Here is a 21,467-nt window from a genome sequence, read left to right as displayed (position 1 = left end):
ATAGAAATCTTAAAGTTTTGTGAGTAATTTTGTTTCCGAATAGGATTATTGTAGTTTAAACAAAACATACTAAAATCGTCTTATTTTGTTTAATGTTTGTCACATTGAATGTAGTCGAGATCTTATATAAAATAAAAACTTATCTATAAATTTAAAACGCTTTGTAAATGATGAAAAATATAGCAATAATCTTGTTTTTATTATTGGTAAGTTGCAAAAGTGAACCAAAAAAAGGAATGGAATCTGACAATACAATTGACAAAACAGTTGTTGAAATGTGGACTAATTATACCAAAGTAAATTCTGGATTAAAAAAAGAAACCTTACCAGATTCTTGGTATTTTCATAATAATGAACAAGATGCAAATCGGTTAGGGAAGTTAGTGTTAGAAGGTAAAAAACAAGCTTCATCAGGTTTATATGTTTGGTATGAGGAAGCAAATGCAGCATTGCCAAAAGTAGGTGTAAAGCATATTATCACAGATTTTGATGGGAAAGCTTTAGCGATTATTGAAATTACAAAGGTGGATACAATTCCATTTAATACAATTTCTAAAACTTATGCAGAAAAGGACATGGGAACAAAAAAAGAAGCACTCAAAAAATGGAAAAAAGCACATTGGGACTTTTTTGCGAGCGCTATGAATGAAAGTGATAAAAAAATGACAGAAGAAATGCTAGTTGTTTGTGAGCAGTTTAAAACAATTTGGACAAAGCAGTCAAAGTGATGTACTTCAATATGTAAAATCATATTTTACCATATTGTTAAGCCTAATTGAAAAATACGTCTAATGACTGAATATTAACTACTTTCGTTTGTAGTTTCATTAAGTAGAATCAGTTACATATGAAACTTTAAGAGTAGTTTTATCTTTTCCAAAAAAGAAAAATAAAAAACACCTCTGGAAAAGCGCCATTTCTTTTGTTTCTTTTCTTTGGGCAAACAAAGAAAAGAAAACACAAGAATTTTAGTATTTTAAAAGGAACAGTAAAAAATGTCTTTAATTACAAAAGAATATTATCACAGAGATCTATCATGGTTACGTTTCAATCATCGTGTGTTGCAGGAAGCTGCTGACCAACGAAATCCATTGTATGAACGCATTAAGTTTTTAGCAATTTTTTCTTCTAACCTAGATGAATTCTTCAAAGTACGCGTTTCTGCGATTCGTCAAATTAAAAAGTTAGACAAAAGCTTACGTAAAAAACTTATTACCAAGCCAAACAAGTTACTGCGTAAGATTAAAAAAGAAGTAAATATTCAGCAAGAAGAATTTGGACGTATTTTTCAACATCAAATTATTCCTGAGCTAGAAAAAGAAGGAATATCACTAATCAATTGGACACAATTTACAACAGCACAACAACAATTCGCGGAAGCATATTACAAAAAAGAGTTACAACAAAAACTAACCTTAGAAAGAACAATTGTAGAAGAGGAAATTTTTATTGAAAACGAACAACTATATTTAGCTTCTGTACAGGAAGGACGTTTAATTGTCTTCAAAATCCCATCAGATATTTCACGATTTGTAGTACTTCCAACCGAAAAGAATACACATTATATTACGTTTGTTGATGATGTTTTAAAATATGAGTTATCTAAAATATATCCTGACAATACATTTTATGCTGTAAAGGTTTCCCGCGATGCCGAATTGTATATTGATAATGAATATTCTGGAAACTTGTTAGAGAAAATAAAGGATTCGTTAAGTAATAGAAATACGGGTCAGGTAACACGAATGTTGATTGATCAAAAAGCACCTGAAACTTTACTAAATGAACTCAAAAAAGAGCTCAATGTTAATGAAACAGATATTGTGTTAGGTGGGACATATCATAACTTTAAAGACTTTTTTAGCTTTCCAAATCCGACAGAAAAAGTATTGTCATTACCAAAAGTTTTACCTGTTCGAAACAAAGAATTAGATCAGTATGAAAGTGTATTTACTGCAATTTCAGAAAAAGACAGATTGTTGTACTTTCCATACGAATCATTTGATCATGTTTCTGAATTATTAGAAGAAGCTGCGACAGACGAACATGTAACGCATATCAAGATTACTTTATATCGTGTTGCCAAAGAATCTCGGTTGACAACAGCGTTAATCAATGCTTGTAAAAATGGTAAAAAAGTTACGGTATTCATGGAAACCAAAGCACGATTTGATGAACAAAACAACATCAAATGGGGGAAAATATTGGAAAATTATGGAGCCAATGTCATATATAGTTATCCAGGTATCAAAGTGCATTCAAAAATTTTATGTATTGAACGCATAGAAAACGAATTGCTAAAACGATATGGTTATATCGGAACAGGAAATTTCAATGAAAAAACAGCAACTTTATATACAGATTTCTGTTTGATGACAACCAACGAAAGAATTACTTCTGAATTGAAGCAAGTATTTCAAGTATTGGAACGCGAAATCATTATTCCGAAAAGTAAAAAACTACTTATTTCTCCATTTACGACACGAAGTACGTTTTTAGAATTAATTGACAATGAAATCAAAAATGCAAGAGCTGGAAAAGAGGCTTATATTGTGCTAAAATTGAACAGTCTTCAAGACAAACGTATGATTGATGCCTTGTATGAAGCAAGTAATGCCGGTGTGAAAATTGAGCTGGTTATCCGTGGAATTTGTTGTGTTGTGCCAGGTATTGAAGGGCAAAGCGAGCATATTACAATCAAAAGTGTATTAGGACAATTTTTAGAACATGCACGTGTGTATATTTTTGGAAATGATGGAAATGAAAAAATGTACATCGGTTCGGCTGATTGGATGACACGAAACTTAGATCATCGTATTGAAGTCATTGCACCAATTTTAGATGCAGATATTCATGCACGTGTAAAATCGTATGTACAATGGCAATTGGATGACACAGTAAAAGCGAGAATCATTGATGCAAAGCAAAAAAACAAATATGTAAAGCTTGATGCGAACGCCATTCACTCACAGAAAAAGGCATATGCAGAACTTGCTTCGAGAGTCTCAGCAAACTAATTTCTAAACGTTTTTGTGAATCGAAATGTTACTCATAAGTCGCCAATCGTTCATTAATCCACTCCATGTTGTTTTTATAGTAATTATCGCTAAAGTCTGCTTTCTGTGCTTCTAACAATTCCTTTGTCTTTGTGAAAGTTACTTTTGCCAAGGCGGTTTCATTTATCTTATCATATAAATTAGAAAGACTCATGTTTACTCGTACATCATTTGGTTTTTTATCTAAAGCCATTTTGTAAATCTCAATAGCAATTTCATACTTCTTTTGACCTTTAAAATCGTTTCCAACAAAGTTTAAATATCCAACACTTGCTTCATGCACATATCCGAAAATTTCTTTTCGTTGTTTGTTAAATTGATCAATCTGTGTTTTTAAGTTTCCTTTTTTCGCAAAATCTTCCAATACTTTTTGATCTGCAAAATAGTTTCTACTCATACTAATCAAACCATCGCAAATAGAAGGACCAACAATTTGCCAATGCCCAACACCTTCAATAGGTCTTGGTTGCCAAGCAATGGTTTTATTTGGATACTTTTTAAGCAAAGAATCAATACTATTTACATAGCCAGCAAACTCCGTTTCTCGTCTTCCAACATCGCCATGACTGAAGTATAAATACTTTCCGAATGTTGTGTTATTTTTTAATAAAGAATCAGCGTGTTTTACAATCACATTGTCTTTATCTCCAAAAGAAGGACTAATACCAATATACGCATCAAACATATCACGTTTGTCACTAAATATGGTATTTCCGACAAAAGCGCCGCCCCAAGAATGACCAACAATAGTTCTAAAATCATCAGTTCTGTAAGTCTTAGCTATCAATGGAAATACCTCGTTTTGAAGATGTTCCTGTAATTTAGTGGATTTTGGGTTAAATTCAGCGCCACGACTATCAGAAACCACACCAACAACAATCATAGGGATTACTGAATAATTATGAACCATATAGCCAATGTTACCTTTGGCTGCATCCCAAAAAACCTGATGTTGTGCATCTAAAACATAGGTTACTGCATATTTAGAAATAGAATCTCTGTGGTATCTAGTGGGCAAAAAGACCTTTACTTTTCGTTCTTTTCCAAAAACTTTGGAATTAATAGTATGTTCAATTTCCGATGCAGCTTTGTTTTGTGCGAAACTGATACATAAAAACAATAAAATATAAATACTACAGAAGGTTTTAAAGAATTTCATGATGGTTGGTTTTTAATGATAAAGTTTTTAGACTCTATCATTAAAGAATACTTTATTTTCCAATTGTTACAGTTTTGAAAAAAATAGTAACATAGATTTTTAAATATGTGCTTTTGATATAAAAACTATTCATGAACTCAATTTCATTTTTGAAATTATTGACCGATTTTGGAACACAATCGTTATCTGTGCTAGATCAAAATATTTAAAAGTAAGATTATGTTGCGTTAGATTTGTATGTGACGGATGAAATGTTAAAAACTGCTTTTTAATTTTTTTAAAATGAAAGTTTTATGGGTAATAACTATAAGCAGCTATAACTCATTGTTATTTTTTAGTACACCATTACCTTTTTATAAACTCATTAATGTTTTCTCACTATTAATAAAGCCATATAAACAAAATACACAATTAAGTTATAGCCAATTCTTATAGTTACAATCTGTATTTATATTGTTGTTTTGCAAACAAGCCAACAATACAACCAATGATTCCAATCAGCCAATATCCTTTTGTAGAGAGTGTAAAAAGTTGTAAAATAATTAAGATACAACTTCCAATGACCCACAGAATATCAAGCAATGTAATTAGGAAGAGGAGTTTTTTATGTTTTAGATGATATGATGTAATAACTAAGATGCAACAAGCAAATACAATTAAATTGATTCCAATACTCGGAAGTACAATAACATTTTGAAATCCTAAATATGTTTGTAGAAATTCATTAGCGAAAAGCAAAGACAATCCACTTATCATAGAAAATATAGCGTTACAGTATAGCCAAAACTTTAAGTTTTCCATTTGCTTTATGTTTTATGCAAATAAACTATTGAAATTTATCAAAATTATAATGTTTTACGACAATCAATTGCGATAACACGACACATACTTTATTCTTGAAAATACTTTGTGTACTTTTAGAGTATGAATGAAAAAGTAATAGCAAAAACTATCTTTATTAGTTACCTAAGTTATGCTACACAATTGAAGATAGATACAACAATGTTGTTTCAGAATGAAGTTGATACTAAGGATAACGATTTTGTTTCGTTTGAACAGTTTGCTAGTTTACTTCACTTGATTGTTGAAAAAACAGAAAATCAAAATGTAGGACTTTATTTTGGTGAACAGTCCAACATTGCGGCTCTTGGTATTGTAGGTCAGTTGATACAAACAAGTAAGACTATTGGAAATGGATTAGCGCAAGCATTGTCGTCTTTTAATTTGATTAGTAATGTGATTGCATTGCGATTAAAAAAAGAAAATACACGCTTTAAACTATATTTTGAAATTGACGAATCCGTTAAAGAAAAGTATCCTGTTGTGTGTAAACAATTGATTATAAGTTCGATGGTTTTTGTATGCAAGGAGATTTATTTTTTGACTTTAAAAAAACATCATCCTACGTATGTAGCCTTTGAATTTGAAATTGACTCCATTTCATTGTATGAACGAATATTTCACGCTACAATTGTTTCAAATAAAGAGCAAAACTGTATAGAATTTCCTTCTGAGATCTTAGATGAAGAAATTGTTTATGCTGATTACGAATTGTTTGTACACTTAGAAAAACTAGTCTGTAAACGTTTATCTGCACAAGTAGGAAAATCAGAAAAAATTACGGATGTTGTTAAACAGGTCATTTGTAAATTGTTAGATCCTGATTTTCCGAAATTGAATATTGTAGCAAATCATTTACATGTATCCGAACGTGCTTTGCAACGCAAACTTAAAAAAGAAAATACAACATATAGTCAATTGTTAAATGAACTAAAACAAAGTATGGCTGTAGAGTATTTAGCATCAACAAATAGTATTAAAGAAATTAGTTATTTACTTGGTTATTCTAACCCGAGTGCTTTTGTGAATGCTTTTAAAAGTTGGTATAAAATTTCTCCATCTGCATATAGAGAAGAACAAATATTTATAAACTAAAATCTACTTTACAATATCTGGTATTTAATGTATTTTTGATGTAAAAACTATTCATGACCTCAACTTCATTTGTGAAATTATTGACCGACTTAGGAGCACAATCTTTATCTGTATTAGATCAAAATATTTCAAAATCAGATTATGTTGTATTAGATTTATCTGTGACGAATGAAATGTTGAAAACTGTTAATATGTCTTCCTCTGAAAAGTTAGGAATTTATATTGATAGTCATATTGCGATAAATAAAGCAAGAGTAGTATTTGGTGGTTATTTGGAAACGCGTGGTATTTATAATAGAAGTGATTATTTTAATGATCAAAATCCAGAAACGGAACGCAATATCCATTTGGGTTTAGATTTATGGATTGAAGCTGAAACACCAATTTATACTCCGCTAGATGCTGAAGTACATAGTTTTCAAAATAACACCAATTTTGGCGATTATGGCCCAACAATTATTCTAAAGCATATTATTGAAAGTGTTGAATTTTATACCTTATATGGACATTTAAGCCTGACTTCAATAGAAGATATACAAGTTGGGCAGCAATTTAAAAAAGGTGATCAAATTGCAACACTAGGAGATGCTACTGTTAATGGGGATTATCCACCACATTTACATTTTCAAATCATAAAAGATATGCAACATTACAAAGGTGATTATCCTGGTGTTTCTTCTCAAAAAGACTTAGAATTTTATAGACAAAATTGCCCTGATCCGAATTTGTTGTTAGGTTTGTAATTAGCTAAAATTAATTTCAATATCATCATCTAAATCAAGTAAATACACTTCTGTAAAGATTTCTGAAACCAATGAAGCTGCACGTTTGATGTCTTTTCCAAAAACCTTGTTATAGATTTGATGTTCGTAAGTGCAATTTTCTTTTGTTACAATGGGTTGTAAATATTCCTTTTCTTCATCAGAAAGACTATGTGTTGGCAAATCGAATAGTAAATCTTTATTTTGCGTTAACGCGAATTGTACAAACTTTTCCGTACGTCTACATTGAAATATAATAAAACCATCGGAAGGCATTTTCAATAGTTTTTTTAATGCAGTTTCAAATCGTTTTTCGGTAAGGATTGCTTGTTCTTGTTCACTTACCACAAAGAAATCCATTGCCAATTCTACGATTTCATTTTTGTTGTTTAATCCCCAATAAACTGGGTAATAACCATCTCCCCAACCTGAAGAATGAATAATCATGTTCCCTTTAAAGGTAGCATCTGGTGTATGATTTGCCCAATCGCCATCTTTTGAGCCGTAGATACTTCCCGCAGAAGCAGCAACCATTTCATCATATAACACATCGTCATAATAATTGAAAAGTTCTTCACCAGCATACAATTCATCCGATTTTTTTAAATAAACTTTGTGTGTTTCGTTATCGGCAAAAAATGCCAAACCAGCATCAACAGGAAAACCTAAGATTTCATCAGGTTTTAAGTTTTGTACGGTTTCAATTTTATCTCTTTCGGTCAAAGCTAAAATCCAACGTGTTGCTTTTTCTTGTTTGAATTTAATTTTAGAAAATGCAATTCGGTAATGATCTTCACCTTGTTTTTTTAAATATAAATTAACAGGATACGTGCCAGGTTTTACTGTTTTTACAAAAGGTTTTGTATGATCAGATATAAATGGATCTGCCGATACAATTTTTCCGCTAGGTAAATAAATATCACCTACAAAATGTTCTATTAATTCATCAGAATTCATTAGAAACGCAACGTCGCAATCAATTTCTATATCTTCTAATCGTGTTTGTTTCTTTTTAAAAAAATCAAATAATCCCATACTGTATTTATTTATGCTTCTTCTATTGTGTTTCCTACTTCGTCTAGTCCTAAAAATGGATTGAAAGCAATTTCCCAAAGATTTTCATCCGGATCGGCAATATAACCACTATAACCGCCCCAAAATACTTCTTCGGGTTGTTTTACGATTTTTACACCTTTACTTTCTAAATCAGTAAAAATTTCATCTACTTCTTCTTTGGTGCGTGTATTATGTGCTAAAGAGAATGCTTTAAATCCTGATCCTGTAGGATCAATCTGTGCATCTTCAGCCAGTTTGTCTTTTGGATATAAAGAAAGTAATATTCCATTTAATTGAAAAAATGAAATAGACTCGTTACTGGCTTTGGTGAGTTTCCAGCCAAATATTTCTTTGTAAAAAGCTGTTGAAACTTGTAGATTATTTACTCCTAAACCGATGATGGTAACACGTGGTTGCATAGTTTTGTTTATAATAAATAGTTCATGTCAATAAATAACTAATATATAAATAAACAAGAAAACCGCTTATAATAAGCGGTTTTTTTTAATATAGAAGCGAGCATTTATAATGTGATAAAATTATTTTGAAGCACTATATGGATCTTTTGTAGGTTCTAAATTACTATTGACACATCCTACGAAATTTAAGTTTGTAAATGCTCCATCATGTTCTGTTACAAGGTCTAGCATTGCAACTTTAGCTTCGGGCATTTTTGCATTCATATCTACCCAAACCACATTTGGAGTTCGTGCATTACAGAAATAATATTTTAATTCCTTATGATCTGAAAGTGTAGACCAAAGTGTTGGCGCAATATTAGGATGTCCTTCAAAACCTAACATTCCAATTGGTACGGAAGCATTTGCTACTACAGATTTTGCCTGTGACAATGAATCAAGTGCGCTTTTAGGTTTTTCTAAATGATTATAATAATAAGTTGCCCTCTCAAAACGATCGGATGCAAAAGGACCTCCAGGAATGGTGCGACTAGGAAAATCATTATTATCATTCCATTGCCACAACCAATACTTATTTATTTCAAGTTGGATAGTATAGTTTGGTTCGTTAGTCATTACACTATATTCTTTACCGTAATGAATATGATACTTTCCACCATATACCTCAACAATTGTTGTATACCCTTTTTTATCTGATACAGAAAGGTGTAATGCCGCAGGTGATTCACTTCCTGGAACTTTGGTTTCAACAAGCTCTATTTCGCTTTTTTCAAATGCATCATGTACTTCCTTGGAAGTTTTAAAATTGTCCAAAACATACTGTACCCATCGTAATATATTGAGTGGTTTGTATTCTTTTTTCCCTGTAAGCTCATAGTCCGTACCTTTTGCATAAAGCACATTGGCAACCAACCCTTGTGAATTTATTCCGTCTGAAGCTGCGTAACCATGTTCTTCATTTCCAACCATAGTTACAACGCTACTATATTGAGAAGTCCATTCCCAATTTTTGTCTTTAAATTTCTTTTTTTTCGCTTGCTTTTTATCTAATGCAGATTTTACCAATCCGCTTTTAAATGAAAATAGACTTGTAGGAAGTTGAGTTTTCCAGTCCATGTTTCTAGCGGTTGTTAAGAACGCTTTGTTTCTGTTGTTAAATACTCGTGTGCACATAATATATATAGGTTAAATGTTTTGTGATAAAACTTTTGGGACTATAATATTAGTAATATCAAGTTGATAAATATAGCGTATTAGTACTTGATTTTATTTTTACGAGAAGCACACCACTACTAGGCGTTGAGGTATAAAAAGTGTTGTTAGATATACAATTCCAAAGATCTAACCGATATATAAAAAAGTATAACAAATAATATAATTTTAGTATGTCAAATTTAGTTCATATTTATGGGAATATAAACGCTGATGGAACAATACATTCATCTTCAGGAGATTTTAAGGTTGTTAATGAAGGAGGAGGATTTTACAAAGTAACTTTTGATGATTCATTCAAAACAATTCCTACGGCTGTTGCAGCACAAAACTTTAGAGAATGGGATGATTTTCGATATGAGAGTGGTTCTCCTCTTGATAATACAGTTTTAGTGGCTTTAGATAAGTCTAAGTTTAAAGTGTTAACTGGAGGAAATAACAATCGTGCTTCACGAAACTTTACGTTTATTGCTATAGGAATGCGTTAGATCTAATTAAGTATAGGTTCAAAAAAGCCATCTAAAAATATTTTAGACGGCTTTTTTACTGTAATTATAACGCTGCTGAGTTTTTTGATGATGGTTACTTTATTTATAGAATTTTGATGAATTACTATAATTCTTCAACTTTTACTTGATTCCAAATTCCAGTTTTAGCTGTTTCTTCTGCGTATGCTAAAAAAGTTTTTGCAGGTCTGCCCAATACTTTTTCAATATCATTGGTGATTTTTTGATTTTCTGGATTGGTCAAAACATGACTGAATAAGTACTCAATTAACCAAATAACATCCGCAGGTATTTGCATTTGTTTCATTCCTTCTACATACTGTTCTAAAGTAATACTGTGAAAATGTAAGCTTCTGTTACTAGCTTTTGCTATGGTATTAATGACATCTTTAAATGTGACTAATTCAGGACCTGTAACCTCTATAATTGTATTGTTATAATTATCATCTAGCAAAGCAACTGTTGCAACTTCAGCGATATCATCTGCATCTACAAATGGAATTAAAACATCAGGCATTGGTAATGCAACTTCACCCGAAAGAATAGGTTCTAAAAAGAAACTTTCACTCCAATTTTGGTTAAACCAAGAAGCTCTTACAATAGTATAATTTATACCAGAATTCATTACAATTTTTTCACAGGCTTCCGCTTCAACTTCACCTTTTCCGGAAAGTAAAACAATCTTTTTTACTCCAAGTTCTTTGGCTAAATACGTTAAGCTTTCGATGGCTTTTTTTGCTCCAAGAACTGCCAAGTCTGGATAATAGGTTACGTACATTTTTTTGATGCCTTCTAAAGCTTTTACCCACGTATCTTTATTGTCCCAGTCGAAACTTGGTGTTGCACTTCTTGAACCAATTTTTGGCTCAATTCCTTTGTCTTGTAATTGTTTCACTACGCGGCGACCCGTTTTTCCGGTTCCTCCGATGACTAATATGTTTGTGTTCATAATATGTTGTTTTTAAATTGTTTTTTGAATTAATGTTGAAATGAGTACTAGGATGAATGAAATCATTCCTGAAATTGTTCTAATGGTATGATATTGATTCCAGTTGCTTTCATAATAGATTCTGAAATTTTTTAATTCGGTTAAATTCATTTGCTTGATGTTCAATACTTCCAATTCATTGTTTAAAGGAACATTTCCAAATGCTGTGAAGCCAACAGTACCAACCAGATAAATTAGTGCAGATACTAAGATGAACCAAAACACAGGTTTGTTATTGTTGTGTAAACATGCATTTAAGATCAGCATAAACAAACTTCCAAAGAATACCGTGAAAAATACAGGATTTAAGATCTCTTTGTTAATGTGTTGCATGGTTTCTAAGTATGTGAAATCTCCAACTTTTTTTGTTCCCAAAATAACCGAAACCGACCAAGCAAAGAAAAAACCAACAGAAAGTGCATTCAGTAACATTGTGATAAAAAAGACACTAGTTTTCATTTTTTAGCTTTTTGCGTTAGATGCGTTCCGAAATAGAATACAATGAAGTAAAACTCAACTACGATAATGTAAAACATAGGATCTGCAAAAAATGTTGAATGACTTCCGCCAGCAGGAATTACAAATACTGGAACGGTTATGAATGCATCCAATACGGTTGCAATAATTATAAATGTAAGTGCCAACGAAGAAGGTTTCATGTGTCCCTTTTTGTAAAACAAATATGTTCCTAAACAAGCACTAGGAATAATGCCTAATACGAGCGCAATATTGGCTTGTTGTGCTGAGTTTTCTAAAATTGGAATGTAAGATGATATAAGGTAAAAAGTAACACCTAAAATCCAGACTAAAATGCCGTATGCTATACTAAGTGATCGATTGATAATCATAATTTTTAGTTTTTTAATTATGATACAAATCTATTGCAGCTTACTCTCAGCAGCTTATTCGAAAAGAATTATGATTTATTCGAAAAGAATTTTACACTTGACTAGGTCTGTAGCCAAACTTTTTTTCAAAAGCGTTAGAAAAAGAACCCAAACTATCATAACCTACAGCCCAAGCAGCTTCTTGAATGGTTTTTTGTTCGTTCTTAATTAGGTTGTACGCTTTTTTTAATCGTTCATTGTGTAAGTATTTAAAAACGGGAACACCAAATTGTGCTTTGAATCCTTTTTTTAATTTGTTGGTATTGGTTCCTATTTGGTGCGCAAGTTCGGTAAGTGAAGGAGGATTTTCTAAATCAGACAATAAAATTTCTTGAGCTCTATTGAATTTTTCAAGTTGTGAAGTATCAATCTTGTTTGATTGTTGACGTGCCAATTGTCCAAAATAGTGAGAAAGTAATGCCGACATATGACTTTTATAGAACATCATTTTAAGTTCACCTTCATAAGCATTACTAAAAAATTGATCTACTAATAGAAACATTTCCGGATTCATATTAAATACAGGACCTTCTACATAATGATCTTTTGGATGCACGAGCTGATGTAAAAACTGTTCTAAAAATTGTCCTTCACCATTGGGCATTTTGTCTAAGTTTTTAATAGTGGTTGCAATCACTAAACATTGCAATGGTTTTTCAACTGAAACATGATGTTCAAATTCAACCTTCTCATCAGCATAAAAAGAAAGCACCATGCCTTTGGTATGATGAAACTCTTTTGTTTTTCCATCATATTTAACCTTTAGTCCAACATTTCCTGCACCGTAAAAAGCAATTGCAATAACTGGTTCGTCAAAAAGACACGAATCAACTAGCGTTTTGTCGGTAGCAGCTTCTTCCAATAAAATAGTACAATCGTTTATGTCTATTATTTCACGGTTCATTTATTTTTGATGTATAATAAGTTTGATTATTATGAATGTTAGTAGTAGGAATAAAAATACTGATTTTTTAATTGAGTAATTGTATTCAATAATTTTTAAACTATTATAATTGATTCTGTGCTTTTTATATCATGATATTACTACTTCCTGCAATTACTTTCCATGCAGTAGAACATAATTTCCAAACTCTTATGACTTTATATTTACCATCAAGTAGATGCTCAAAATAGGTGCCTTTCATTTCAATAATAACCGATACAACAGCAGTCGTATCAATAAATTGTATTTCTTGTGCTGAAGCGGAAATTTCAGTGATTTTCATATTTCCAGAACGATACGTTTCTAAATCTTGCGCTTTTGTGATGGTTTGTCCATTAGGAATTGTAAAAAGTAATTGTTCATGTACTAATTCATCCAATTTTTGAACATCACAATTTTTCATCGCTAGTAAAATTTCTTGTTCACTTTTAATGATTGCGTTTTTTGTTAATAGTGCTGTTGTGTTCATTTTATTTTTATGGCTTCGTTTTGACAGTATTTTGCTAGCTTCTCTGGAGCATCGACGTCTCCTAAATTTGCAGCAAGTGTAAAATATTCGCAGGCTTTTTGTATGTTTTCTTCCTTTACGTAAATCTCACCCAAATAATAATAACTAGTATCAGTATTATAATTTTGTGTAATAGATTTTTGAAAGTCAATGATTGCTGATTTGTAATCTTTGTTCTCGTAATAACTTAAACCACGCCAATAATAAAGTTCGCATTCTTCAATTTCATAACCAGTTTCATCTGAATCATCAAAAGGAGAAATTAGTTTCAAATTAATTCCTTCAGGTGCAGCCGAACAAGCAATTACATATTTTGATTGCAATGCTTTGGAATAGTATTTAATTCCTTCTTCGTAGTTTTCTAGTTCATTGTAGTTTCCTGCAAGATTAAAAAGCGTAAGCGTGTTATTGGGTTCTAATTTTAGTGCTTTTTTATAATCAATTGTACTTTCTTTTATCTGCCCAAGCATTGATTTACAATATCCTCTGTAAATAAGAGCATCTTTAAAATCAGGTTTTCTAGCAATAGCTTTATCTAATAATACAATAGCATTTAGATAATCTCCGCTATCGGCATAGTTGGAAGCATTAATATAATAGTCTTCTTCTGTGAGAAAACCACAAGAATTAAGTAGCATTAAAAGTAATAATACATATAGTGATGTCTGTTTCATAGGAAATATGAAGATACGTAGAAATTTAATTTCTAGGCAACACATAAAAATACACCGAAATAAAATGGCAAATACTTCCTGCTAGTACGAAAATATGAAAGATAGCATGATTAAACGGAAGTTTCCGAATGCTGTATAAAATGGCACCAACTGTATAGGCAACTCCACCAGCAAACAGCCAAAATAAACCATCACTTGATAAGTTTTCCATTAGCGGATTGATAGCAAACACAATAATCCAACCCATAAATACATACATTAAAGTAGAAAGTTTATCAAATTGTCCTGTGAAGAAAAGCTTTAATGTAATTCCAACTACAGCAAATGCCCAAACAGTTCCGAAAATGATCCAACCAGTAGTGCCTTCTAACGTAATAAGTGCAAAAGGTGTATACGTTCCGGCAATCAATAAATAGATAGCCGCATGATCAAACACACGCAATCGATTCCGTAATTTAGGAGTTGTGGTTTTATGATATAAAGTTGAAGCCAAATACAATACAATAATACTCAATCCGTAAATAGTACAACTTACCAAGTGTATTGTTTCACCGTATTGAATGGCTTGTTTTACTAAAAATAGAAGTGCAATAATTCCTAAGATAACACCCAAACCATGTGAAAGGATGTTGAGTTTTTCTTCTAACGGTGAATAGTATACAGCTTCTTTTTCTTTCTTTGGTTTCAAAAAAATAGTATTTAAAAGTTAGGATCGTCTCTTCGAGTGATTCGCCAAGGCGAATTGTATCAAGAAGTAAAAGTAGTCTATTTTTGTGTCCTTAAATTTTAATACAAAATACGAAACTTAATTGTATTTTCTACTTTCTTCAATGCTGCCGTTACTTTTTTGTTGTACTCTTTGTCAACATCCACAATTACATAACCAACTTTATTATCAGTAGATAAATATTGTCCTGTAACATTCAATTCGTATTTAGCTAAGACCTTGTTCACCTTTGCCATAATACCAGGAACGTTTTTGTGAATGTGCAAGAAACGATGTGCATTGGTTTGGCGTGGTAAACGAATATTTGGGAAATTTACAGCATCAACTGTATTTCCAGAATTTACATATGCCATAATTTTATTGGGAACAAAATCAGCAATATCACGTTGTGCTTCTTCCGTACTTCCTCCAACATGTGGTGTTAGTATAACGTTGTTCAATCCTTTTAATGGAGTTTCAAAAGCGCCATTTGCTCTAGGTTCTTGTGGATACACATCTATTGCTGCACCTGCAATTTTTTTAGTTTCAATCGCTTCTTTTAATGCTTCAATATTTACGACAAAACCTCTGGCTAAATTAATTAAGATAGCGCCATCTTTCATTTGGTCAAATTGTGCTTTGCCATAGAAATCACGGTTTGCAGCATTGTCATCTACATGTAAAGAAACCACATCCGAAATAGAAAGTAATTCTTTTAAAGAGCTGCATCTTTGTGCGTTACCAAGTGCTAATCGATCTTCAATATCATAGTAAAATACGTTCATTCCCATAGCTTCGGCTAATACCGATAGTTGCTTTCCGATGTTTCCGTAGCCAACAATTCCAAGCTTTTTTCCACGAACTTCACGCGAACCTTTTGCGGTTTTATTCCATTGCCCGTTGTGCAATTCGGTACTTCTAGGAAATACACTTCGCATCAACATAATAATTTCACCAATTGCCAATTCAACTACCGAACGTGTGTTACTATACGGTGCATTAAAAACAACGATTCCGTTTTCTTTACAAGTTTCTAAGTCAATTTGTTTAGTTCCTATACAAAAAGCACCAATGGCTAATAGTTTTTTAGCAGCTTTAATCACTTTTGGTGTAACATGTGTTTTGGAACGAATTCCTAAAACATGAATGTCTTTTATTTTTTCGATTAAATCGTCCTCAGATAAACTATGCGATAATATTTCTACACTAAAACCATCTTCTGACAATCTATTAAACGCATCCGAGTGAATGTTTTCAAGGAGTAATATTTTGATTCTATTTTTTGGGTATGATATGTTTCTTGGCAAATCATTCACAAATAAAAACTCATCTAAATTTGGCGTAACATGATCCGCTTTTTTTACGGCTTTATCACGCGCCACATTTTCAGTAAATGCAAAAAACTTATCGGCAACACCAGCTTCTCGCATAACGTAATCACTATAACCATCACCAATTACTTGAATTTCTCCTTCCAAATTCATGTCTTTCAAACATTGAATTTTTCCATTGTGATGTGATAATACATTTTCAGCATCAAAACCTATGATGTATCCTTCTGCATCAAATGTAAATGTATTGGCATACACACGATCAGAAGGAATATTGTAATCTTTTACGATCGGATCAATAAATTCTTTAAATCCGCATGAAATTACGTAAATATCACTAGAGAAATCTGTAAAAAACTCTTTGTTACTTTCAATAGAAGCGGAAAGTTGTAGGCGTAATCTAGAAATTAATTCATCCAAATTAGATTTGTGTGCATGCAACAATTTAATACGTCGCTCTAAGGATTCAGTAAAGGAAATTTCACCATCAATTCCTAAGTTCGTAATTTCTTGAATTTCTTCAATAATTTCATCTTTTTTAGGATTGTTTGCGAGTGTAATTTCTGCTAAAACATCTAGTGCTTCTACACTAGTTAATGTACTGTCGAAATCGAATACGTAATTCTTTTGAGCGATTTTCATGAGCTATTAAAATAAGCGATAAAAGTATTAAAATCATTTTATAGGAACGATGCTTAGGGCAAGATTCAATTAACAATTCTAATAGTTTTGTTGATAAGAAGGTTTTGTACTTTCAGATTGAAAGTTTTGTGTATTGTTTTGTTAAATTTTTAGTTTTGACAAGAGCTATTTTGAAAATAAAAATCGTCAAACTGAACTTGATTCAGATTGACGTTTTAGATAAAGCTAAAATATTCCCTTTCGGGCAAATCGAAAGGGAATATAAGCACTCTAATTACTAAATTATGGTAGATTGACCAACTCTTATGTTTCCTGAATTTATGTGTAATGTATCTACATTTTCGATAAACTCTTCAATAAATGTTCCGACGTTTTCTGTAGAATAACCACCATTTGCATTTAAATCTGGTGTGCAAATTTCTAAATCAATAGCGCGTTCTACAGCATCTCTAACAGTTTCTGCTTCTTCGGCTAATCCAAAATGATCCAACAACATTGCTGCGGATAGGATAGAAGCAATCGGATTGGCAATACCTTTTCCTGTAGCTTGTGGGTACGAACCATGAATAGGTTCAAATAGTGCATAGGTATTTCCAATAGAAGCTGAGGCCAATAACCCAATAGATCCGCCAATGACACTGGCTTCGTCCGAAATGATATCACCAAACATATTCTCGGTTAAGATGACATCAAACTGACTTGGATTGAGTACCATTTGCATGGCAGCATTGTCTACAAATAGAAAATCGAGTTCAACTTCTGGATATTGTGTAGCCATCGCCGTGACTACTTTTCTCCATAAGCGAGACGTTTCTAATACGTTTGCTTTGTCAACTAGCGTTAATTTTTTATTTCTAGTTTGCGCCGATTTGAATGCCAAATGTGCAACACGTTCTATTTCTTCTTTTGAGTATTCACATAAGTCGGAAGCACTGTTTCCGTCTTTGCTTAAAGTTTTCTTTCCGAAGTAAATTCCGCCCGTCAATTCGCGATAAATCATTACATCTGTATCTTTGATGATGTCTTCCTTTAAAGGAGATTTATCTAACAATGTATCATACGCTTTTACAGGACGAATATTTGCATATAAACCTAATGATTTACGCAATGCAAGTAAACCTTGTTCTGGACGTACTTTGGCTGAAGGATTGTTGTCATATTTTGGATCGCCAATGGCTCCAAATAAAACGGCATCTGCATCTAAACAGAGATTTAATGTTTTTTCGGGTAATGGATCACCAGTTTTATCAATAGCAATAGCGCCAACTAAAGCTTCTTCAAAAGTGAAAACATGCTGATACTTTTCGGCAATAGCCGATAATACTTTTATAGATTGGTGGGTAACTTCAGGACCAATTCCGTCGCCCGAAAGTACTGCAATGTGTAGGTTCATAGTTAAAATATATGTTGTTGTTCAAATGCTTCAATTTTATTGAGATTACTGACTAAAAAGTCAATGTCATCGTAGCCTTTTAGGAGACACATTTTTTTGTAGGGATCAATTTCAAATGCTGTTTTAAAATCGTTTCCAACAGAAAGTATTTGTGCTTCCAAATTTACTTTTATAGGTGTTGAAGGATTGTTTTGTACGGTTTCTAATAAGGTTTCTAAAAATGATGGAATTACCTGAATTGGCAATACGTGATTGTTTAAGGCGTTTCCTTTAAAAATGTCTGCAAAAAAACTGGAAACGATTACATTAAACCCAAAGTCTTTTAATGCCCAAGCGGCGTGTTCTCTACTAGAGCCACAGCCAAAATTATGCCCAGCAACCAAAATTGAACCTGAAAATTTCTCTTGATTCAATACAAAATCAGGAGTAGCGCTTCCATCTTTTTGGAAACGCCAATCTCTGAATAAGTTTTCTCCGAAACCAGCTCGGTTTGTTGCTTTTAAAAAACGTGCAGGAATAATTTGATCGGTATCTATATTTTCTACAGGTAATGGATACGCAGTAGATGTAAATGTGTTAAATGTACTCATAGCTTATTTTTTATACTTCTTCTAATACAGGAATAGTTACGTCTACAATTTCACCCGCAATTGCTGTTGCGGCAGCTACTAACGGACTAGCTAAGAGCGTTCGTGCACCTTGCCCTTGTCGTCCTTCAAAGTTTCTGTTGGAGGTAGAAACACAATATTCTCCCGCTGGAATTTTGTCATCGTTCATTGCCAAACAAGCGGAACATCCTGGTTGACGTAGTTTGAAACCAGCTGTTTCAAATATTTTATCTAGTCCTTCTTCTTGTATTTGTTTTACAACTAATTGTGAACCTGGTACTAACCAAGCATTTATATTAGTTGCTTTTTGTTTTCCTTTTACATAAGCAGCAGCAACTCTAAAATCTTCAATTCGTGAGTTGGTACAACTTCCAATAAATACGTAATTTACTTTTTGACCTACTAAAGAAGCGCCTTTTTTGAAATCCATATAATTCAATGATTTTTCCAAATTGCTATCATTAGCTTCTGGAATACTTTCTGTGAGTTTCATTCCCATGCCTGGATTCGTGCCAAACGTAATCATAGGCGTAATGTCGGAAGCATCAAATGTATATTCAGTGTCGAATCTCGCGGAAGCATCCGTTTTCAATGTTTTCCAATACGCAATTTTTGTATCAAAATCAGCTCCTTTAGGCGCAAACTTTTTTCCTTGTACGTATGCAAACGTTGTTTCATCTGGAGCAATCATACCACCACGTGCGCCCATTTCAATACTCATGTTACAAACCGTCATACGTCCTTCCATTGACATATTTTCAAATACATCGCCAGCAAATTCTATGAAATGCTCGGTGCCACTATCAGTTCCAAGTTTTGAAATAATATAGAGGATGACATCTTTGGGTAATACATTTTGATGTAAATCACCATTTACGGTAATTCGCATTTTTTTTGGTTTTTTTAGTAATAGTGACTGACTTGCAAATACTTGTGCAACTTGACTTGTTCCAATTCCGAATGCAATAGCTCCAAAAGCACCATGCGTTGAGGTATGACTGTCACCACAAACCATCGTCATTCCGGGTTGCGTAATACCAAGTTCAGGTGCCATTACATGCACAATTCCATTGTATTTGTGACCTAACGCATATAATTCAATGCCATGTGCATCACAATTTTGTTGTAATTGTTGCAATTGATTTCGTGATAACTCGTCTTTTACAGGTAAATGTTGATCTACCGTTGGTGTGTTATGATCGGCAGTTGCTACAATTTGTTTTGGTCTAAAAACGGAAATGTTTCTGTTTTTCAATTCATTAAACGCTTGCGGGCTTGTTACTTCGTGAATTAAATGTTTGTCTATGTATAATATTTGCGGTCCACCAGGAATGCTATTTACAACATGCGCATCCCATACTTTATCAAACAGTGTTTTTTTCATCATCATGGGTTTAGGCATACATTCTTTTTGAAACTGTACTTGTTTTTATAATGTGATGAATATCGGTATCGGTCACTTCTTTGTGCTTGTCAGCAAAATGTAGAAAGTCAGCGTATATCGTATCTAATTCTCTTTTTGTTAAATCATACCCTACGTTTTTTGCTCTGTACGCTAAGGCAGCACGTCCGCTTCGTGCAGTTAAAACAATAGCAGAAGTGGCAGCACCAACATCTTTTGGATCCATAATTTCGTAGGTTTCTCTATGTTTTATCACACCATCCTGATGAATGCCTGAACTATGTGCAAACGCATTGGTTCCTACAATTGCTTTGTTGGGTTGTACTGGCATTCCCATCGTGTCAGAAACTAATTGACTAATTTCTGTCAACATTGTTGTGTTGATATTTGTGTTTAAATCTAAATACGGATGCTGTTTTAAAATCATAGTTACTTCTTCTAAAGAAGTATTTCCTGCACGTTCACCAATTCCATTAATAGTACATTCTACTTGTCGTGCACCATTTAAAACTCCTGCAATGGAGTTTGCTGTTGCTAAGCCTAAATCGTTGTGACAATGGCAAGAAAGGATTGCTTTGTGAATTCCTGTTACGTTTTCTTTTAGGTACTTTATTTTGGCTCCATATTCTTCTGGCAAGCAATACCCTGTTGTATCTGGAATGTTTAGTACTGTTGCACCAGCTTTTACAACAGCTTCGCATACTCTAGCTAAAAATTCATTGTCGCTTCTTCCTGCATCTTCTGCGTAGAATTCTACATCTTCAACAAAGGTTTTAGCATAACTTACCGCAGCAACAGCACGTTCAATAATTTGATCAGGCGTTGCTTTAAATTTATATTTCATGTGTGATTCAGAAGTGCCAATACCTGTATGAATTCTAGGTCTCTTGGCATATGTAAGTGCTTCTGCAGCTACTTTTATATCGTTTTTTACGGCTCTAGTGAGTCCGCAAACTGTGGCATTTTTTACCAGTTTAGCAATTTCTTGCACTGATTGGAAATCTCCTGGACTGGATACAGGAAATCCAGCTTCAATAACATCAACCCCTAATGTGTCTAATTGACGAGCAATCATCAACTTTTCAGCAGTGTTTAGTTTACAACCAGGAACCTGTTCACCATCTCTTAATGTAGTATCAAAAATATGGACTCGATTTGAACTCATGTACTAAAATTTTTAGCGTTTATTTCTTTTTATCCATACGAATGTATACTTTGTGTTTTCGAAAGTGCATGATCTATTGTTCAATTTTACATTAGCTAAAACACTAGGAAGGTGAT

The 21,467-nt window shown here is 32.8% G+C and carries 22 protein-coding genes; 5 read left to right on the top strand and 17 right to left on the bottom strand.

Annotated features, from left to right (window positions below; all coding sequences use genetic code 11):
• Positions 1-167 precede the first annotated feature (167 nt).
• Together Q0828_RS02135 and ppk1 are read left to right on the top strand one after the other, a co-directional pair.
• On the top strand, positions 168-728 hold the full coding sequence (locus tag Q0828_RS02135) for an ASCH domain-containing protein (RefSeq protein ID WP_298417289.1): 561 nt from the start codon (positions 168-170) through the stop codon (positions 726-728).
• 267 nt (positions 729-995) lie between these two features.
• Positions 996-3,017 carry a polyphosphate kinase 1 gene (ppk1, locus tag Q0828_RS02130; protein ID WP_298417288.1) on the top strand — a complete coding sequence of 674 codons (2,022 nt, stop codon included), beginning with the start codon at positions 996-998 and terminating at the stop codon, positions 3,015-3,017.
• A gap of 28 nt (positions 3,018-3,045) precedes the next feature.
• Here the strand turns inward: ppk1 and Q0828_RS02125 are convergent, their stop codons facing one another.
• Positions 3,046-4,215, bottom strand: a complete 1,170-nt coding sequence (locus Q0828_RS02125) for an alpha/beta hydrolase-fold protein (RefSeq protein WP_298417287.1) — start codon at positions 4,213-4,215, stop codon at positions 3,046-3,048.
• A gap of 435 nt (positions 4,216-4,650) precedes the next feature.
• Positions 4,651-5,016 carry a hypothetical protein gene (locus Q0828_RS02120; RefSeq protein WP_298417285.1) on the bottom strand — a complete coding sequence of 122 codons (366 nt, stop codon included), beginning with the start codon at positions 5,014-5,016 and terminating at the stop codon, positions 4,651-4,653.
• 123 nt (positions 5,017-5,139) lie between these two features.
• On the opposite strand from Q0828_RS02120, the gene Q0828_RS02115 reads away from it, so the two are divergent.
• Together Q0828_RS02115 and Q0828_RS02110 are read left to right on the top strand one after the other, a co-directional pair.
• Positions 5,140-6,150: an AraC family transcriptional regulator gene (locus tag Q0828_RS02115; protein WP_298417284.1), complete on the top strand. Its 1,011-nt coding sequence runs from the start codon at positions 5,140-5,142 to the stop codon at positions 6,148-6,150.
• A gap of 53 nt (positions 6,151-6,203) precedes the next feature.
• Positions 6,204-6,893, top strand: coding sequence for a peptidoglycan DD-metalloendopeptidase family protein (locus Q0828_RS02110; protein WP_298417282.1), 690 nt, complete (start codon positions 6,204-6,206; stop codon positions 6,891-6,893).
• On the opposite strand, the gene Q0828_RS02105 is transcribed toward Q0828_RS02110, so the two are convergent.
• From Q0828_RS02105 to Q0828_RS02095, 3 genes are all read right to left on the bottom strand, one after another.
• Positions 6,894-7,946: a DUF4241 domain-containing protein gene (locus Q0828_RS02105; RefSeq protein WP_298417280.1), complete on the bottom strand. Its 1,053-nt coding sequence runs from the start codon at positions 7,944-7,946 to the stop codon at positions 6,894-6,896.
• Positions 7,947-7,957: 11 nt separating this feature from the next.
• Positions 7,958-8,386: a VOC family protein gene (locus Q0828_RS02100; protein WP_298417279.1), complete on the bottom strand. Its 429-nt coding sequence runs from the start codon at positions 8,384-8,386 to the stop codon at positions 7,958-7,960.
• A gap of 120 nt (positions 8,387-8,506) precedes the next feature.
• On the bottom strand, positions 8,507-9,559 hold the full coding sequence (locus tag Q0828_RS02095; protein WP_298417278.1) for a linear amide C-N hydrolase: 1,053 nt from the start codon (positions 9,557-9,559) through the stop codon (positions 8,507-8,509).
• A gap of 212 nt (positions 9,560-9,771) precedes the next feature.
• On the opposite strand from Q0828_RS02095, the gene Q0828_RS02090 reads away from it, so the two are divergent.
• Positions 9,772-10,086 (top strand): hypothetical protein, encoded by a 315-nt coding sequence (locus Q0828_RS02090; RefSeq protein WP_298417277.1) that lies wholly within the window; start codon positions 9,772-9,774, stop codon positions 10,084-10,086.
• Between the two features lie 124 nt (positions 10,087-10,210).
• Here the strand turns inward: Q0828_RS02090 and Q0828_RS02085 are convergent, their stop codons facing one another.
• The 12 genes from Q0828_RS02085 to Q0828_RS02030 all read right to left on the bottom strand — a co-directional run bounded on the left by Q0828_RS02085 (position 10,211) and on the right by Q0828_RS02030 (position 21,351).
• Entirely contained in the window at positions 10,211-11,053 is an 843-nt protein-coding gene (locus Q0828_RS02085) for an NAD(P)H-binding protein (RefSeq protein ID WP_298417274.1), read from the bottom strand.
• A gap of 12 nt (positions 11,054-11,065) precedes the next feature.
• Positions 11,066-11,551, bottom strand: a complete 486-nt coding sequence (locus Q0828_RS02080) for an anthrone oxygenase family protein (RefSeq protein WP_298417273.1) — start codon at positions 11,549-11,551, stop codon at positions 11,066-11,068.
• On the bottom strand, positions 11,548-11,940 hold the full coding sequence (locus tag Q0828_RS02075) for a DUF5367 family protein (RefSeq protein ID WP_298417271.1): 393 nt from the start codon (positions 11,938-11,940) through the stop codon (positions 11,548-11,550). Before Q0828_RS02075 ends, Q0828_RS02080 begins: the two co-directional genes overlap by 4 nt.
• Positions 11,941-12,031: 91 nt before the next feature.
• The gene (locus tag Q0828_RS02070; RefSeq protein ID WP_298417269.1) at positions 12,032-12,883 is read right to left on the bottom strand and encodes an AraC family transcriptional regulator; all 852 of its coding nucleotides are present in this window, start codon (positions 12,881-12,883) and stop codon (positions 12,032-12,034) included.
• Positions 12,884-13,007: 124 nt separating this feature from the next.
• Entirely contained in the window at positions 13,008-13,391 is a 384-nt protein-coding gene (locus Q0828_RS02065) for a nuclear transport factor 2 family protein (RefSeq protein ID WP_298417268.1), read from the bottom strand.
• Complete coding sequence (locus Q0828_RS02060; protein ID WP_298417266.1) at positions 13,388-14,104, bottom strand: tetratricopeptide repeat protein; 717 nt, start codon at positions 14,102-14,104, stop codon at positions 13,388-13,390. The genes Q0828_RS02065 and Q0828_RS02060 overlap by 4 nt, the downstream gene beginning before the upstream one ends.
• Before the next feature lie 25 nt (positions 14,105-14,129).
• A complete protein-coding gene (locus tag Q0828_RS02055; RefSeq protein ID WP_298417265.1) occupies positions 14,130-14,792 on the bottom strand; it encodes a hemolysin III family protein in 663 nt (220 codons plus the stop codon).
• Between the two features lie 98 nt (positions 14,793-14,890).
• The gene (serA, locus tag Q0828_RS02050; protein WP_298417264.1) at positions 14,891-16,783 is read right to left on the bottom strand and encodes a phosphoglycerate dehydrogenase; all 1,893 of its coding nucleotides are present in this window, start codon (positions 16,781-16,783) and stop codon (positions 14,891-14,893) included.
• A gap of 277 nt (positions 16,784-17,060) precedes the next feature.
• Entirely contained in the window at positions 17,061-18,176 is a 1,116-nt protein-coding gene (gene leuB / locus Q0828_RS02045) for a 3-isopropylmalate dehydrogenase (RefSeq protein ID WP_298417263.1), read from the bottom strand.
• Between the two features lie 2 nt (positions 18,177-18,178).
• The gene (leuD, locus tag Q0828_RS02040) at positions 18,179-18,766 is read right to left on the bottom strand and encodes a 3-isopropylmalate dehydratase small subunit (RefSeq protein WP_298417262.1); all 588 of its coding nucleotides are present in this window, start codon (positions 18,764-18,766) and stop codon (positions 18,179-18,181) included.
• Between the two features lie 10 nt (positions 18,767-18,776).
• Positions 18,777-20,168, bottom strand: a complete 1,392-nt coding sequence (gene leuC / locus Q0828_RS02035) for a 3-isopropylmalate dehydratase large subunit (RefSeq protein ID WP_298417260.1) — start codon at positions 20,166-20,168, stop codon at positions 18,777-18,779.
• Positions 20,169-20,178: 10 nt separating this feature from the next.
• Positions 20,179-21,351 carry a 2-isopropylmalate synthase gene (locus Q0828_RS02030; RefSeq protein WP_298417258.1) on the bottom strand — a complete coding sequence of 391 codons (1,173 nt, stop codon included), beginning with the start codon at positions 21,349-21,351 and terminating at the stop codon, positions 20,179-20,181.
• Positions 21,352-21,467 lie beyond the last annotated feature (116 nt).

Origin of the sequence: uncultured Kordia sp. (assembly GCF_947496985.1) — a bacterium.
In the GTDB taxonomy this organism is placed as follows: Bacteria; Bacteroidota; Bacteroidia; order Flavobacteriales; family Flavobacteriaceae; genus Kordia.
This window is presented reverse-complemented; position numbering and strand designations above follow the sequence as displayed.